We start from the raw sequence: 15,593 nt of genomic DNA, 5'->3' as shown, positions 1-15,593 counted from the left end.
AAATCCTGGTTGAAATCGCATGTGCGCATTGGTGTCCCGGGAGGGCTTCCTATATAAGATGCATATGATTCTCTCAACCAATGTGATCTGTCTTGACTGACCAGACGACGCCGGGCGGGCCGGGCGGACCCGACGACATCGAGCCGATCTCGATAATCGAGGAAATGCAGCGCTCCTATCTCGATTACGCCATGAGCGTGATCGTGAGCCGGGCGCTACCGGATGTGCGCGACGGCCTGAAGCCCGTGCATCGCCGCATCCTCTACGCGTCCCATGAGAGCGGCTATCACTGGAACCGCAAATATGTGAAGGCCGCGCGTCCCGTCGCCGACGTGATGGGTAAGTACCATCCGCATGGTGATGCCTCGATCTATGATGCGCTCGTGCGTATGGCGCAGAACTGGTCCATGCGTGTCCCGCTGATCGACGGGCAGGGCAATTTCGGTTCCATCGACGGCGATCCGCCGGCGGCCATGCGTTATACGGAAGCACGGCTGACCAAGGTCGCTCACGAACTGCTGGAGGATATCGACAAGGAAACGGTCGACTTCCAGGATACCTATGACGGGACAGGCAGTGAGCCGCGTGTCCTGCCTGCGCGCTTCCCCAATCTTTTGGTCAATGGCTCGGGCGGCATCGCCGTCGGCATGGCCACCAACATCCCGCCGCACAACCTTTCCGAGGTGGTGAATGGCTGCGTGGCGCTGATCGACAATCCGGCCCTGCAGCTCCCGCAGCTTCTGGAGATCATTCCCGGGCCCGATTTCCCGACCGGCGGCATCATTCTCGGCCGCTCCGGCATCCACAACGCCTATGCGACGGGCCGCGGCTCCATCATCATGCGCGGCCGGGCGGGAATCGAGCAGATCCGCAACGAGCGCGAGGCCATCGTCATCACCGAAGTTCCCTATCAGGTGAACAAGGCGCAGATGATCGAGAAGATGGCCGAACTCGTGCGCGAGAAGCGCATCGAGGGCGTCTCCGACATCCGCGACGAGAGCGACCGCCAGGGCTATCGCGTGGTGATCGAGCTCAAGCGCGATGCCAATGCCGACGTGATCCTCAACCAGCTCTACCGCTTCACGCCGCTGCAGACCTCCTTCGGCGCCAATATGGTGGCGCTCAACGGCGGCAAGCCCGAGCAGATGACGCTGCTCGACATGCTGAAGGCCTTCGTGGCCTTCCGCGAGGAAGTGGTGAGCCGCAGGACGAAATACCTGCTTCGCAAGGTGCGCGAGCGGGCGCACGTGCTGGTGGGACTGGCGATTGCCGTCGCCAATATCGACGAGGTGATCCAGCTCATCCGCCGCGCGCCCGATCCGCAGACCGCGCGCGAGCAGTTGATGGAGCGTCGCTGGCCGGCGCAGGACGTGGAGGCGCTGATCCTGCTGATCGCCGACCCGCGGCACAAGATCAACGACGACGGAACCTACAATCTCTCCGAGGAACAGGCCCGCGCCATCCTCGATCTCCGCCTGCAACGGCTGACGGCGCTGGGCCGCGACGAGATCGCCGACGAGCTGAACAAGATCGGCGCGGAGATCCAGGATTACCTCGATATCCTGTCTTCACGCGCGCGTATCCAGGGCATCGTCAAGGACGAGCTCATTTCCGTCCGCGACGAGTTCGGCACGCCCCGCCGCACCGAGATCACCGAGGGCGGTGCGGACATGGAGGACGAGGACCTGATCCCGCGGGAGGACATGGTCGTCACCGTCACGCACAAGGGCTACATCAAGCGCGTGCCGCTTTCCATCTATCGGGCGCAGGCACGCGGCGGCAAGGGCCGCTCGGGCATGTCGACCAAGGAGGAGGATTTCGTCACGCGGCTCTTTGTCGCCAACACGCATACGCCGATCCTCTTCTTTTCCTCGCGCGGCATAGTCTACAAGGAAAAGGTCTGGCGTCTGCCCGTCGGCACGCCGCAGTCCGTGGGGAAATTCCTCCGCAACATGCTGCCGCTGCAAGAGGGCGAGCGCATCACCTCCATCATGCCTCTGCCCGAGGACGAGGAGAGCTGGGCTGCGCTTGACGTCATGTTCGCGACCACCCGCGGCACGGTTCGGCGCAACAAGCTGTCCGACTTCGTGCAGGTGAACCGCAACGGCAAGATCGCCATGAAGCTGGAGGAGGAGGGCGACGAGATCCTCTCCGTCTTCACCTGCACCGAGGATGACGACGTGCTTCTGACGGCAGCCTCCGGCCAGTGCATTCGCTTCCCCGTCACCGGGGTGCGCGTGTTTGCGGGGCGGAACTCCGTGGGCGTGCGCGGCATCAATCTTGCCGATGGCGACCGGATCATCTCAATGGCCATTCTCGGCCATGTGGAAGCCACCCCCGCCGAGCGGGCAGCCTATCTCAAGCAAGCCGCTGCCGAGCGCCGGGCCGCCAATGGCGGCGACGAGGAGGAGATTGCGCTTACCAACGAGGATGTGGGCGAGGAGACCGACCTGTCGCCCGAGCGCTACGAGGAGCTGAAGGCGCGAGAGCAACTCGTGCTCACCGTCAGCGAATTCGGCTATGGAAAGCGCTCTTCTTCCTATGATTTCCGGGTCATTGGCCGCGGCGGCAAGGGCATCCGCGCCACCGACGTTTCGAAACGGGACGAAATCGGTCCGCTGATCGCCGCCTTCCCGGTGGCGCAGGAGGATCAGATCATGATGGTGAGCAATGCGGGGCAGATCATCCGCGTGCCGGTTTCCGGCATCCGCATCGCCAGCCGCGCGACCAAGGGCGTGACGATCTTCAACACGGCCGATGGCGAGCGTGTGGTCTCCGTGGATCGCATCTCCGAGCCCCAGAACGGGGAGGAAGACGATGCGCCGGATGCTCCCGACCAGGCGGATGACGTGCCGCTGCCGGATGCGGAAGATGCGGGCGGCGGCGCGTAGGCACGCGCCGCCATCAATCACCGGCGAAACGGATACCGCTCTTTCGGGATTCTGTTCTCCAGCTTCACGCGCTGAGCTTCCTGATGAAGGCCGAGGGCCGTGGCGATCAGCATGGCGACGGTCATGGCGGCTGCAAGCGTGTAAATCAGCATCGGACTGCCTCCTTGGCAGTGTTAACGGTGAAATGGCGGTTTGGTTCACCGCCTGTGCGACGTAAATGCCAGTCTCCTCACGAACCGGACCTGAAGGTCCCGTTCAACCACCGTTCATGAACTCCGGCCATCTTGCCAAGGACCCGTGGCTGTGGCTTTGCTGTGCATCAACTTACAGAGAGGCACGACGCCATGCCGGAAATCGCTGCGCTCCTTTCCTATACCGTCGCTTGCATCGCGATCATCATCGTGCCTGGCCCCACCGTGACGGTGATCATCGCCAATTCCATGCGGCACGGCTCGCGGACAGGGCTGCTCAACGTGCTCGGCACGCAGATCGGCCTGGCATCCATGATTGGGGTGCTGGCACTGGGGCTGCAGGCGATCGTCGCGGGCATGGGGAGCGTGTTCGAGATCGTGCGCCTGATGGGCGCGGCCTATCTGATCTGGATCGGCATCCGCATGTGGCGTTCGGACGGCTCGCTTGGCGCGGCCGAGGCGCCGCCCCGAACGGACGGTTCGCTGGTCGTCCAGGGCTTCGTGGTCTTCTGGTCGAATCCGAAGACGCTCATCTTCTTCGGTGCCTTCATTCCACAGTTCATCAACCCGGCAGGCAACACGGCCTCACAGACCCTGCTTCTGGGCGCAATCTTCATGCTCATCGCGGCCATTTCCGATTCGCTCTACGCCTTTGCCGCCGGCGGGGCGGGGGCGAAGCTGACCAGGGCGCGCGTGCGACTCGCGGAACGCGTTTCGGGCACATTTCTGATCGGCGGCGGCCTCTGGCTGGCGTTTTCGCGCCGCTAGCCCCGCAGCCATTGCACGAATTGCCTTCCCCGCCGAGGAGCGTTAGAAGCGGCCATGACTGAGCGCACCGCCTTTTACGCCGGCTCCTTTGATCCGCTGACCAACGGCCATCTCGATGTGCTGAAGGGAGCGCTCAAGCTCGCCGACACCGTCGTGATCGGTATCGGGGTCCATCCCGGCAAGAAGCCGCTCTTCACCTACGAGGAGCGCGTGGCGCTCATCGAGCGTTCGGCGGTGGCCGATCTGGGCGCGGGCGGCCGCATCAAGGTGGTGTCCTTCAACAACCTCGTCATCGATGCCGCGCGCGCCCACGGCGCCTCGATCATGATCCGGGGACTGCGGGACGGTACGGATCTCGATTACGAGATGCAGATGGCGGGCATGAACGAGACCATGGCGCCGGACCTGCAGACGGTCTTCCTGCCGGCAAGCCCCTCGGTCCGCACGATTACCGCCACACTCGTGCGCCAGATCGCCTCGATGGGCGGTAATGTGGAGCCCTTCGTGCCGGCCGTCGTCGCGGCAGCCCTTAAAGAAAAGTTCAAGGCCTAACCGGGAGACAGACCTTATGCGCCTCTTATCTCGCTTCGCACCCCTATGCGTTGCTGCCGTCCTCTCCCTCGGTGCCGGTGGCGCGCTTGCCGCCGAGCCCGAGAACACGATGATCATCCAGCTTGAGGGTGGCGAGGTGGAGATCGCGCTGAGGCCCGACCTCGCGCCGAAGCATGTGGAGCAGATCAAGACTCTGGTGCGCGAGGGCGCCTATGACAATGTCGCCTTCCATCGCGTGATCGACGGTTTCATGGCCCAGACCGGCGATGTGCAGTATGCCGACATGGAAGACGGCTATGACGCGCAGCGTGCCGGCACGGGCGGTTCGGAGCTTCCCGACCTGCCGGCCGAATTCACCAGCACCGCCTTCGATCGCGGTACGGTGGGCATGGCCCGCTCGCAGGACCCCAATTCCGCGAACTCGCAGTTCTTCATCATGTTGGCGCCGGCGCCGCATCTGAATGGCGCCTACACCGTGGTGGGCCAGGTGGAATCCGGCATGGAACATGTCGACAATATCAAGAAGGGCAATCCCGCCGCGAATGGGGTGGTTCAGGATCCCGACCGCATGCTGAGCGTGCGGATCGCCGCCGACCAGTAGAAGCGACAAGGAAAAGAGGCGTCTCATGGCTGAAATCAAGGACCCGGAAAACACGGTCGTCGTGGAGACGACCAAGGGCAATGTGGTGATCGAATTGCTTCCCGATGTGGCGCCGGCCCATGTGGCGCGCATCAAGGAACTGGCCCGCGAGGGATTTTACGACGGCGTGGTCTTCCATCGCGTGATCGACGGCTTCATGGCACAGACCGGCGATCCGACGGGCACCGGCATGGGTGGTTCCGAGAAGCCGGACCTCAAAGCCGAATTCTCGAACATGTCGCATGTGCGCGGCACCTGCTCGATGGCGCGCTCGCAGAACCCGAACTCGGCCAATTCGCAGTTCTTCATCTGCTTCGAGGATGCGCCATGGCTTAACAGGCAGTACTCTGTCTGGGGCCAGGTCATCGAGGGCATGGAGAATATCGACAAGATCAAGCGCGGCGAGCCGGTGCGCGATCCCGACTCGATCGTCTCCATGAAGGTCGCGGCGGATGTTGCGTAGAGGCGAGTAGGTGAATGGTGAAGGCTTCTGGCTTGTCGGTTGTCTAGATAAATAGACAACTGACGGCAGAGAAGCCGACCCATTCACCATTCACTAATGTCTCATCCATGCGTGTCGATCTCTTCGATTTTGACCTTCCGGAAGACCGGATCGCTCTGAGGCCGGCGAGCCCGCGTGATTCCGCACATATGTTGGTTGTGCGGCCGGACGGACCGCTGGAGGACCGCATCGTGCGCGACCTGCCGCAGCTTTTGCGGCCGGGCGATGCATTGGTCTTCAATGACACGAAAGTGATCCCTGCACGGCTTTCGGGCATCCGCCGGCGCGGCGAGGCGGTTGCCCAGGTGGAGGCGACCCTTCATATGCGTGCTGGCCCCGACCGCTGGAAGGCATTTCTGAAACCCGCCAAGCGCGTGGCCGTCGGCGAGCGCATCCAGTTCGGCCATGATGGTGAGAGCTGCTTCCTGGGTACGCTCGAGGCGACGGTGGTCGAGAAAGGCGAGGGCGGGGAAGTGCTGCTCGTCTTCGACTTTTCCGGTCCCGTTCTCGACGAGGCCATTGCGGCCGCGGGCCATGTACCGCTTCCGCCCTATATCGCCTCGAAACGGCCGGAGGACGAGCGCGACCGCGCCGACTACCAGACGATCTACGCCCGCGAAGAAGGTGCTGTGGCGGCACCCACCGCCGGGCTCCATTTCACGCCGGATCTCTTCACGGCCCTTGAAGCCGCCGGGATCGAGCGCCATTTCGTGACGCTGCATGTGGGCGCCGGCACCTTTCTGCCGGTGAAGGCGGACGATACGGACGCCCACAGGATGCATTCCGAGTGGGGGGAAGTGGATGCCGCGACCGCCGATGCCCTCAATGCCGTGCGGGCGCGGGGCGGGCGGATCGTCGCGGTGGGCACCACGTCGCTCCGGCTCCTGGAGAGTGCCGCGAAACGTTCCGGACGTCTCTCCGCCTGGGCCGGGGAGACTGATATCTTCATCACGCCCGGTTATCGTTTCCGGGCGGTTGACATCCTGACGACGAACTTCCATCTGCCGCGTTCGACCTTGTTCATGCTGGTTTCGGCCTTCAGCGGACTGGAAACGATGCAGGCGGCCTACCGCCACGCCATTGAACAGCGCTACCGCTTCTATTCCTACGGCGATTCCAGCCTGCTTTTCAGGAACGACACGTGACCGACACTTTCACCTTCCGCGTGCTCGCGAGCGACGGCAGGGCGCGGCGCGGCGAAATCTCCATGCCGCGCGGGACCGTCCGCACGCCGGCTTTCATGCCAGTCGGTACCGGCGGCACCGTCAAGGCCATGTATATGGACCAGGTGCGGGCGCTCGGCTCCGACATCATCCTGGGCAACACCTATCATCTGATGCTGCGGCCGGGCGCGGAGCGCGTGGCGCGGTTGGGCGGCCTGCACGAATTCGCCCGCTGGCCCTATCCGATCCTCACGGATTCCGGCGGCTTCCAGGTGATGTCGCTCGCGGCACTTCGAAAGGTGAGGGAGGAGGGCGTCACCTTCCGCTCCCATGTGGACGGCGTGGTGCATGAGATGTCGCCCGAGCGTTCGATAGAGATCCAGGGGCTGCTCGATTCCGATATCCAGATGCAGCTCGACGAATGCCTGCGCCTGCCTGCCACCGGGAAGGAGATCGAGCGCGCGATGGAGCTTTCGTTGCGCTGGGCCGAGCGCTGCAAGACGGCCTTCGGCGACCAGCCGGGCAAGGCCATGTTCGGCATCGTACAGGGAGGGGACGACAAGCGCCTGCGCCTGCGTTCAGCCGAGGCGCTCGCGGCGATGGACCTGAAGGGATACGCCGTGGGCGGCCTCGCCGTCGGCGAGCCCCAGGAGGTGATGCTCGACATTCTCGATGCGACCTGCCCGGCGCTGCCCGCCGATAAGCCGCGCTACCTGATGGGCGTGGGCACGCCGGACGATATCCTGAAATCGGTGGCACAGGGTATCGACATGTTCGATTGCGTGATGCCGACCAGGGCAGGGCGCCACGGGCTCGCCTATACGAGGCACGGCAAGATCAACCTCAAGAACGCCCGCCATGCCGAGGACTCGCGCCCGCTGGACGAGGAGAGCGATTGCCCCGCCACGCGGGATTATTCACGTGCCTATCTGCATCATCTGGTGAAATCCGGGGAGTCGCTGGGGGGCATGCTGCTTACCTGGAACAATCTGGCCTATTATCAGAGCCTCACGGCCGACATCCGCGCTGCGATCGAGGCTGGCCGACTCGCAGAGCGCACAGCCGAGATCCAGGAGAAATGGGAGAGAGGTGATCTGCCGCCTCTGTAGGCCTGTCTTGCGACCGCTCTGCCCATTCATTCGGCAGAGACGTGACAAAACCTGTGCAACCTGACCGCGATTTGGACACTCGCCCCTAAGGTACAGAAATTTCTTGCCAACCCTCTCCAAGGCGCGTTCAAATGCTCCTGAGGGAGTATGTCGTGAGCATATTCGACGAGATGCGCCTGGGGGGCCAGGCAAGGCAACCATACGAGCCTTACGGCCGCTGGTTCGATGCGCAAGACTTCCAGCGGCTGAAGGAAAAATCGCGGGATGCCGAGAAGGTGTTCCGGCGCACGGGCATCACCTTCGCTGTTTATGGCGATGCGGAAGCGGCCGAGCGGCTCATCCCCTTCGACATCGTGCCGCGTATTCTTTCAGGCAAGGAGTGGCGACGGCTGGTACAGGGAATCGAGCAGCGCGTGCGCGCTCTCAACGCTTTCCTTTACGACATCCACCACCGCCAGGAGATCCTCAGGGCAGGCCGCATCCCGCGCGACCTGATCGCCTGCAACAAGGCCTTTCTGCCCGAGATGATCGGCGTCAGGCCGCCGGGCGGAGTGTATACGCACATCATCGGCGTGGACGTCGTGCGGACGGCCGAGGACGAGTTCCACGTGCTGGAGGACAATGCGCGCACGCCCTCCGGTGTCTCCTACATGCTGGAAAACCGGGAGACGATGATGCAGCTCTTCCCGGAGCTTTTCCAGAAGATCAGGGTGATGCCGGTCGAGAACTATCCGCAATTACTGCGCGACTCGCTTGCCGCGGTGCGTCCGGTCAATTGCGACGGTGCGCCGACGATCGCAGTGCTGACGCCCGGCATCTTCAACTCCGCCTATTTCGAGCATGCCTTTCTGGCAGACCAGATGGGCGTCGAACTGGTGGAAGGGCAGGATTTGAGGGTTGTCGACGGCCACGTGGCCATGCGCACGACCCAGGGCTACAAGGCAATCGACGTTCTCTATCGTCGCGTGGATGATGATTTCCTCGATCCGCTGACCTTCCGGCCCGACTCCATATTGGGCGTGCCGGGAATCATGGACGTCTATCGCGCGGGCAATATCGCCATCGCCAACGCGCCGGGCACTGGGATTGCCGATGACAAGGCCATTTATTCCTACATGCCCGAAATTGTCGAGTTCTACACGGGGCGCAAGGCCATCCTGCGCAACGTGCCGACATGGCGCTGCTCGGAGCCCTCGAGCCTCGCCTATGTGCTCGACCATCTCCAGGAGCTGGTGGTGAAGGAGGTGCACGGCTCGGGCGGCTACGGCATGCTGGTCGGGCCCGCCGCATCGAGGAAGGAGCTGGAAGCGTTCGCGGCAAAGCTCAGGGCGAAGCCGGCTAACTATATCGCCCAGCCGACGCTTTCGCTTTCCACCTGCCCCGTTCTCACGGAGAAGGGCCTGGCACCGCGCCACGTCGATCTGCGGCCTTTCGTGCTTGTTTCCGATCGCATTCATATCGTGCCGGGCGGGCTCACGCGCGTGGCGCTGAAGGAGGGATCGCTTGTGGTGAATTCCTCGCAGGGCGGCGGCACGAAGGACACGTGGGTGCTGGATGATTAGAGGGCGAGTAGGGAATGGCGAGTAGCGAACAGGGAAGGAATGGAAGATGAAGTCGCAAAACTTCAAATGGCGTCAGATCCGCCATTCGCAACCAGCCGGTCGCCATTCCCTATCCGCTACCCGCTATTTCGCTATTCGCTAATCCTATGCTTCTCGGACGCGCTGCCAACGGCCTCTACTGGATGAACCGCTATATCGAGCGGGCGGAGAATATGGCACGCTTGGTCGATACGGGCCTGCGGCTCGCCCTTACGCAGACCAATGCGCCGGCCGACGAATGGATGTCGGTGATGACCAGCGCCGGTGTGCGCCAGGCCTTCGACGATGGAAACCGTAGCTATGACGCGGCGTCGGTCACGGATTTCCTTCTGCGTGACCCTTCGAATCCTTCGAGCGTGATGGCGTGCATGGAAACCGCCCGCATGAACGGGCGCATGATACGCACCGCGCTGACGCGGGAGGCCTGGGAGAGCATCAACGAGGCCTGGATGGCCTTGCGGCGCATTCTGAGCGAGCCCGTGGATGAGCGCGAATTGCCGGCCGTGCTCGATGCCATTAAACGCGAGACCGCGCTGATCCGGGGTTCCTTCCACGGCACCATGCTGCGCAACGAGATCTTCGATTTCGCCAAGATCGGCACGATGATCGAACGGGCGGACAACACCGCGCGCATCCTGGACGTAAAGTATTATGTGCTGCTGCCCTCGGCCACCTGGGTCGGCTCCTCCCTCGACAATCACCAATGGCAGACCATCCTGCGTTCCGTCTCCGCGCAGCGCTCCTACCGCTGGAGTTACGACGGAGAATACACGCCGGCCAATATTGCCGACTACCTGATCCTCAACCGGCGCATGCCGCGCTCTCTCGCCTATTGCTACCGAGGGATCTGCGATTCGCTTGGCTTTCTGGCGGAAGAGTATGGCACGCGGCATCCCAGTCATGACTTCGCCGATGCGAGGCTGCAGAAGCTGAAGACGGTCACGATCTCTGACGTCTTCGAGGAGGGCCTGCACGAATTCCTGACCGAGTTCATCCGCGACAACGCCGCCCTCGGCGATCAGATTGCCGCGGATTACCGCTTCTACTAGGGATGCGAGCCATGCGTCTCAAGATCTCGCACAGCACCGAATACCGATATGACGCACCACTTTCCTACGCGTTGCAGCGGCTGAGGCTATTTCCGAAGAGTGGATCCACCCAGACGGTGACGGAATGGACGCTGTCCATCGAGGGCGCACGGGAGGAGGTGCGCTATGACGACAGCTTCGGCAATGACACGCGCCTTCTGAGCATCGAGGGCGCGCCGCACCGGATCGTGATCACCACGTCCGGCCTGGTCGAGACGCAGGATACCAACGGCGTGGTGGGTGCCCATCGAGGACTCGCGCCGCTATGGCTGTTCCTCCAGGATACGCCGCTCTCGGAGCCGGGTGAGGGCGTGGCCTCGCTGGCAAAGTCGGTCGACGATGGTGGAACGGAAGTCGAGCGCCTGCATGCGCTCATGGAGTTGGTGCGCGAACGCGTTGCCTATACGGTTGGGGCGACAAACGCGGTGACCACCGCGGAGGAGGCGCTGGCCAAGGGGCAGGGGGTCTGCCAGGACCATGCGCACATCTTCATCGCCGCCGCCCGGCGTTTGGGTTTTCCGGCACGCTATGTGAGCGGCTATCTGCGGCTTGACGCGGGCGATGATCAGACCGCCAGCCATGCCTGGGCGGAAGCCCATGTGGAGGGGCTCGGCTGGGTGGGCTTCGACAGTTCCAACTGCATCTCTCCGGACGAGCGTTATGTGCGCGTGGCAGTTGGCCGTGACTATCGCGACGCCATGCCCGTGATGGGAATCCGGCTCGGCCATGCCGAAGAACAGCTTGCGGTCCGCATAACAGTCGAGCAGTAATCTCCTTGAATCACGATTCGCGCGCAGGGACCGCATGACCTATTGCGTCGGGCTCAAGATCGAAGGCGGGCTGGTGTTCATGTCGGACACCAGGACGAATGCCGGCGTCGACAACGTATCCACCTTCCGGAAGATGCATTGCTGGTCCAAGAAGGACGAGCGCGTCATCGTGCTGCTCTCGGGGGGAAACCTCGCAACGACCCAGGCGGTGGTGAGCCTGCTCGACGAGCGCACAAAGGCGGCCGAGGAGCGGATACCCTCGGTCCTCGGCACGCCGTCGATGTTCCAGACGGCACGCCTGGTCGGGGACACGTTGAAGGAGGTGATCCGCCAGTCGGCTTTCGAGGGCCAGAACGCGGACGCCTTCGGGGCGAGCTTCATCCTGGGCGGCCAGATCCGCGGTGGTGAGCCGCGGCTCTTCCTCATCTATCCCGAAGGCAACTTCATCGAGGCCGGCCCGGACACGCCCTTTTTCCAGATCGGCGAGACGAAATACGGCAAGCCGATCCTCATCCGCGCACATGAGACGACGCTAACTTTCGAGGAGACGGTAAAGCTGCTGCTCGTCTCCTTCGATTCGACGCTCAAATCCAACCTCTCCGTCGGCCTGCCGCTCGACCTGCTCTACTATACGCGCGACAGTTTCAAGGTGGGCTATCAAAAGCGCATCGAGCAGGACGATCCCTATTTCCGCACGATTTCCGATGGCTGGTCGAGTGCTCTCAAGGCGGCATTCAAGAGCTTGCCTGACTTTCAGCCCTAACTCGGTCTGCGCTCGACCATACTTTCACTGCTTTCGTTTTCTGCTATATGGAAGAAAAGCGAAACTGAGGGGAGCCGATGTTTCTGGCACCGCGCCACGAGGAAATCCTGCAACTTGCCAAGGAGCACGGCCGCGTCCTGGTCGAGGACCTTGTGGCGCGCTTCAACGTGACGCCGCAGACGATCCGGAAGGATCTCAACGACTTGTGCGATCAGCGGCTGCTCACGCGCATTCACGGCGGCGCGCTGCTGCCCTCGGGGATCGAGAACATGGAATATGAGGCGCGCCGCGATCTCCTCGCGGAGGAGAAGCGCGGCATCGGCCGTGCGGCGGCGGAACTCATCCCGAACAAGGCTTCGCTCTTCATCAATATCGGCACCACGACCGAGGCGGTGAGCGACGCGCTGCTCGATCACAAGGACCTGATGGTCATCACCAACAACATCAATGTCGCCAACAGGATGCGTGTCTATCCCGCCTTCGAGGTGATCATCGCCGGCGGCGTGGTGCGCGGCTCGGACGGCGGCATCGTGGGTGAGGCGGCAGTGGACTTCATCCGCCAGTTCAAGGTGGACTACGCCGTCATAGGAGTCTCCGCCATCGACGAGGATGGCTCGCTGTTCGACTTCGACCTGCGCGAGGTGAAGGTGGCGCAGGCGATCATGGCGAATTCGCGCCATGTCATCCTGGTTTCGGATTCCTCGAAATTCGAGCGAAGCGCGCCTGTGCGCATCGGCCATGTCTCCGGGGTGGACACCTTCATCACCGACCGTTGCCCGAGCGGAAACTTCCGCGCGGTTTGCCGCGATTCCAACGTTCGGCTCATCGAGGCCTGTGTCTGACCGGATCGCGCCTTCTATATTCGTTTGACATTCGCTTTATCTTCGTTTTAGCTTCGCTTTGAGGGCGGCTATCGGGCCCTGCAAGGGAGGAGCGGTTGGGCAACGGTCCAATCCATGACCTGTTCGTTGTCGGCGGCGGCATCAACGGATGCGGCATCGCGCGGGATGCGGCCGGCCGCGGCCATTCGGTCTTCCTCGCCGAGATGAATGATCTGGGAAGCGGGACATCTTCCGCTTCCACGAAGCTTGTCCACGGTGGCCTGCGCTATTTGGAGTATTACGAGTTCAGGCTCGTGCGCGAGGCGCTCATGGAGCGCGAGCTCCTTTGGCGGAGCGCGCCGCACGTTATCTGGCCGATGCGCTTCGTCCTGCCGCTCCACAAGGGGTTGCGTCCGGCTTGGCTCATCCGCCTCGGGCTCTTCCTTTACGACCATATCGGCGGCCGGAAACTCTTGCCGCCGACCCGCACGCTCGACATGCGTAGCGATCCAGCCGGAAAGCCGCTGAAGGCATCCTACCGCCGCGCGTTTGAATATTCGGACTGCTGGGTGAACGATGCGCGCCTCGTCGTGCTCAATGCGCGCGACGCGGCGGAAAAGGGCGCGGAGATCCGCACGCGGACGAAAGTGGTCGGTGCACGGACGGTAGGGGGCGCCTGGGTCGTCACCATCCGCGATCTGGAGACCGGTCTTCACGAGGAGATTCGCGCGCGGATGCTGGTGAACGCCGCCGGCCCGTGGGCGGACGAGGTGATCGCCGGCGCGCTCGGGCGAAATTCGGCCCATCACGTGCGCCTCGTCAAGGGCAGCCACATCGTGGTGCGAAAGAAATATGACGATCCGCGGGCCTATTTCTTCCAGAACGGAGACGGCCGGATCATCTTCTCCATTCCCTATGAAGACGAGTTCACGCTGATCGGCACCACCGATCAGGATTTCACGGGGGACCCGGCCAAGGTGGAGATCGGCACGGACGAGATCGCCTATCTCTGCGACGCGGCGAGCGAATACTTTTCCGACCCCGTGCGGCCGGAGGAGATCGTCTGGGCCTATTCCGGCGTGCGGCCGCTGTTCGATGACGGAGCGAGCAAGGCCCAGGAGGCGACGCGCGACTATGTGCTGAAGATGGACCGGTCCTTCGGCGCGCCTCTGCTGAACGTCTTCGGCGGCAAGATCACGACCTTCAGGCGGCTGGCGGAGGCGGCGCTTGACGATATCGAGGGAGCGATCGGCAGGCGCGGAAAGCCCTGGACATCGGATGCGCGGTTACCGGGCGGCGGCTTCGGCCCCCTCGAATTCGAGGAGATGGTGGCAGCTCTTTCCCGTGATTATCCGTTTCTGGAAGGCGGCCATGCGCGACGGCTCGTGCGGCTCTATGGCACCACCGCGCGTGATATACTCGGCGAAGCGGCGCGGCTCGATGATCTCGGCCGCTCCTTCGGCGCCGATCTCTACGAGGTGGAGCTGCGTTTTCTCGCGACGAGGGAGTGGGCCTGCACGGGCGAGGACGTGCTGTGGCGGCGCACCAAACGGGGACTGAAATTGAGCCGGGAGGAGGCTCAGGCAGTGGACGTGTTCATGCGCGACATCGCGGACGGGCAGAGGCAGACAGCGGGAGGAACTGGACGTGCTGGAGCTGCGTGACGTCTCCAAGGTCGTCTACGGGAAGACGCATATCAGCAATGTGTCGCTCAGGCTGGAGCCGGGTTCCCTGAACGTCCTGCTCGGGCCGACGCTCGCCGGCAAGACGACGCTGATGCGCCTGATGGCCGGCCTCGACCAGCCCACCTCGGGCGGCGTCTTCATGGACGGTAGGGATCAGGCCGGGGTGCCCGTGCAGAAGCGCAGCGTCGCCATGGTCTATCAGCAGTTCATCAACTACCCGTCCATGACCGTTTACGAGAACATCGCCTCGCCGCTGCGGGTGACGGGTGCCGACAAGGCCGTCATCGACCGGAAGGTGCGGGCGGCGGCGGAGCTCCTGCGCCTTGTGCCTTATCTCGACCGGCTTCCCTTGGAGCTGTCGGGCGGCCAGCAGCAACGTACGGCGTTGGCGCGCGCGATCGTGAAGGAGGCGAGGCTGGTTCTGCTCGACGAGCCGCTGGCCAATCTCGACTACAAGCTGCGAGAGGAATTGAGGGCCGAACTGCCGCGTATCTTCGCCGAGTCCGGTGCGATCTTCGTCTATGCCACGACCGAGCCCGCCGAGGCATTGCTGCTCGGCGGCAACACCGCGACGTTGAGCGAGGGGCACGTCACCCAGTTCGGGCGGACGATCGAGGTTTTCCGCAACCCCGCCGACCTGGTCACGGCGCAGACCTTTTCCGATCCGCCGCTCAACACGATCGAGCTGACGAAGCAGGGGGGGCGTTTCGTACTGGACGGTACGCCCGGCATCCCCGTTCCCACTCGGCTCGCGGGCATACCGGATGCCGGTTACACGGTCGGCTTTCGCCCGCATCACCTCTCGCTCGAGGACAGGGGCGGCGGCGTGCCGGTCGAGGCCCGGGTGATGGTGACGGAGATCACGGGTTCGGAGAGCTTCGTCCATGTGGACTATGCGGGCAATCGCTGGGTGATGCTGGAGGAAGGCATCCATCGCATCGAGGTGAGCGAGACGCTACGGCTCTTCGTCGATACGCGCCATATGCTGGTTTTCGACGAGACCGGCAACAGCGTTTCGGCGATGCAGATGGCGGCGTGAGGAGGCGAGC

At 63.2% G+C, this 15,593-nt stretch carries 15 protein-coding genes; 14 read left to right on the top strand and 1 reads right to left on the bottom strand.

Annotated features, from left to right (window positions below):
• Positions 1-92: 92 nt before the first annotated feature.
• Positions 93-2,891: a DNA gyrase subunit A gene (gene gyrA / locus PVE73_RS15115; protein WP_277363040.1), complete on the top strand. Its 2,799-nt coding sequence runs from the start codon at positions 93-95 to the stop codon at positions 2,889-2,891.
• Between the two features lie 17 nt (positions 2,892-2,908).
• On the opposite strand, the gene PVE73_RS15110 is transcribed toward gyrA, so the two are convergent.
• Positions 2,909-3,043: a hypothetical protein gene (locus PVE73_RS15110; protein WP_277363039.1), complete on the bottom strand. Its 135-nt coding sequence runs from the start codon at positions 3,041-3,043 to the stop codon at positions 2,909-2,911.
• A gap of 192 nt (positions 3,044-3,235) precedes the next feature.
• Here PVE73_RS15110 and PVE73_RS15105 point away from each other — a divergent pair, with 192 nt between their 5' ends.
• The 13 genes from PVE73_RS15105 (at position 3,236) to PVE73_RS15045 (ending at position 15,583) form a co-directional block, all read left to right on the top strand.
• Positions 3,236-3,850, top strand: coding sequence for a LysE family translocator (locus tag PVE73_RS15105; RefSeq protein ID WP_277363038.1), 615 nt, complete (start codon positions 3,236-3,238; stop codon positions 3,848-3,850).
• 54 nt (positions 3,851-3,904) lie between these two features.
• Positions 3,905-4,402 (top strand): pantetheine-phosphate adenylyltransferase, encoded by a 498-nt coding sequence (coaD, locus tag PVE73_RS15100; protein ID WP_277363037.1) that lies wholly within the window; start codon positions 3,905-3,907, stop codon positions 4,400-4,402.
• A 16-nt stretch (positions 4,403-4,418) separates the two neighbouring features.
• Complete coding sequence (locus PVE73_RS15095; protein WP_277363036.1) at positions 4,419-5,003, top strand: peptidylprolyl isomerase; 585 nt, start codon at positions 4,419-4,421, stop codon at positions 5,001-5,003.
• A gap of 25 nt (positions 5,004-5,028) precedes the next feature.
• The gene (locus PVE73_RS15090; RefSeq protein ID WP_277363035.1) at positions 5,029-5,505 is read left to right on the top strand and encodes a peptidylprolyl isomerase; all 477 of its coding nucleotides are present in this window, start codon (positions 5,029-5,031) and stop codon (positions 5,503-5,505) included.
• 107 nt (positions 5,506-5,612) lie between these two features.
• Positions 5,613-6,689: a tRNA preQ1(34) S-adenosylmethionine ribosyltransferase-isomerase QueA gene (gene queA, locus PVE73_RS15085; protein WP_277363034.1), complete on the top strand. Its 1,077-nt coding sequence runs from the start codon at positions 5,613-5,615 to the stop codon at positions 6,687-6,689.
• The gene (gene tgt, locus PVE73_RS15080) at positions 6,686-7,816 is read left to right on the top strand and encodes a tRNA guanosine(34) transglycosylase Tgt (RefSeq protein ID WP_277363033.1); all 1,131 of its coding nucleotides are present in this window, start codon (positions 6,686-6,688) and stop codon (positions 7,814-7,816) included. Before queA ends, tgt begins: the two co-directional genes overlap by 4 nt.
• A gap of 152 nt (positions 7,817-7,968) precedes the next feature.
• Positions 7,969-9,378 carry a circularly permuted type 2 ATP-grasp protein gene (locus PVE73_RS15075; RefSeq protein ID WP_277363032.1) on the top strand — a complete coding sequence of 470 codons (1,410 nt, stop codon included), beginning with the start codon at positions 7,969-7,971 and terminating at the stop codon, positions 9,376-9,378.
• Between the two features lie 146 nt (positions 9,379-9,524).
• On the top strand, positions 9,525-10,466 hold the full coding sequence (locus tag PVE73_RS15070; RefSeq protein ID WP_277363031.1) for an alpha-E domain-containing protein: 942 nt from the start codon (positions 9,525-9,527) through the stop codon (positions 10,464-10,466).
• 11 nt (positions 10,467-10,477) lie between these two features.
• Complete coding sequence (locus PVE73_RS15065) at positions 10,478-11,275, top strand: transglutaminase family protein (protein ID WP_277363030.1); 798 nt, start codon at positions 10,478-10,480, stop codon at positions 11,273-11,275.
• 34 nt (positions 11,276-11,309) lie between these two features.
• Positions 11,310-12,038, top strand: a complete 729-nt coding sequence (locus PVE73_RS15060) for a proteasome-type protease (protein WP_277363029.1) — start codon at positions 11,310-11,312, stop codon at positions 12,036-12,038.
• 77 nt (positions 12,039-12,115) lie between these two features.
• Positions 12,116-12,880, top strand: coding sequence for a DeoR/GlpR family DNA-binding transcription regulator (locus PVE73_RS15055; RefSeq protein ID WP_277363028.1), 765 nt, complete (start codon positions 12,116-12,118; stop codon positions 12,878-12,880).
• Between the two features lie 95 nt (positions 12,881-12,975).
• Positions 12,976-14,523 carry a glycerol-3-phosphate dehydrogenase gene (gene glpD, locus PVE73_RS15050; protein ID WP_277363027.1) on the top strand — a complete coding sequence of 516 codons (1,548 nt, stop codon included), beginning with the start codon at positions 12,976-12,978 and terminating at the stop codon, positions 14,521-14,523.
• Positions 14,507-15,583, top strand: a complete 1,077-nt coding sequence (locus PVE73_RS15045; RefSeq protein WP_277363026.1) for an ABC transporter ATP-binding protein — start codon at positions 14,507-14,509, stop codon at positions 15,581-15,583. Before glpD ends, PVE73_RS15045 begins: the two co-directional genes overlap by 17 nt.
• Positions 15,584-15,593 lie beyond the last annotated feature (10 nt).

Source organism: Chelativorans sp. AA-79 (assembly GCF_029457495.1).
Lineage (GTDB): Bacteria > Pseudomonadota > Alphaproteobacteria > Rhizobiales > Rhizobiaceae > Chelativorans.
Note: the sequence above shows the minus strand (reverse complement) of the source record. Positions and strands in the feature narration are given on the sequence as shown.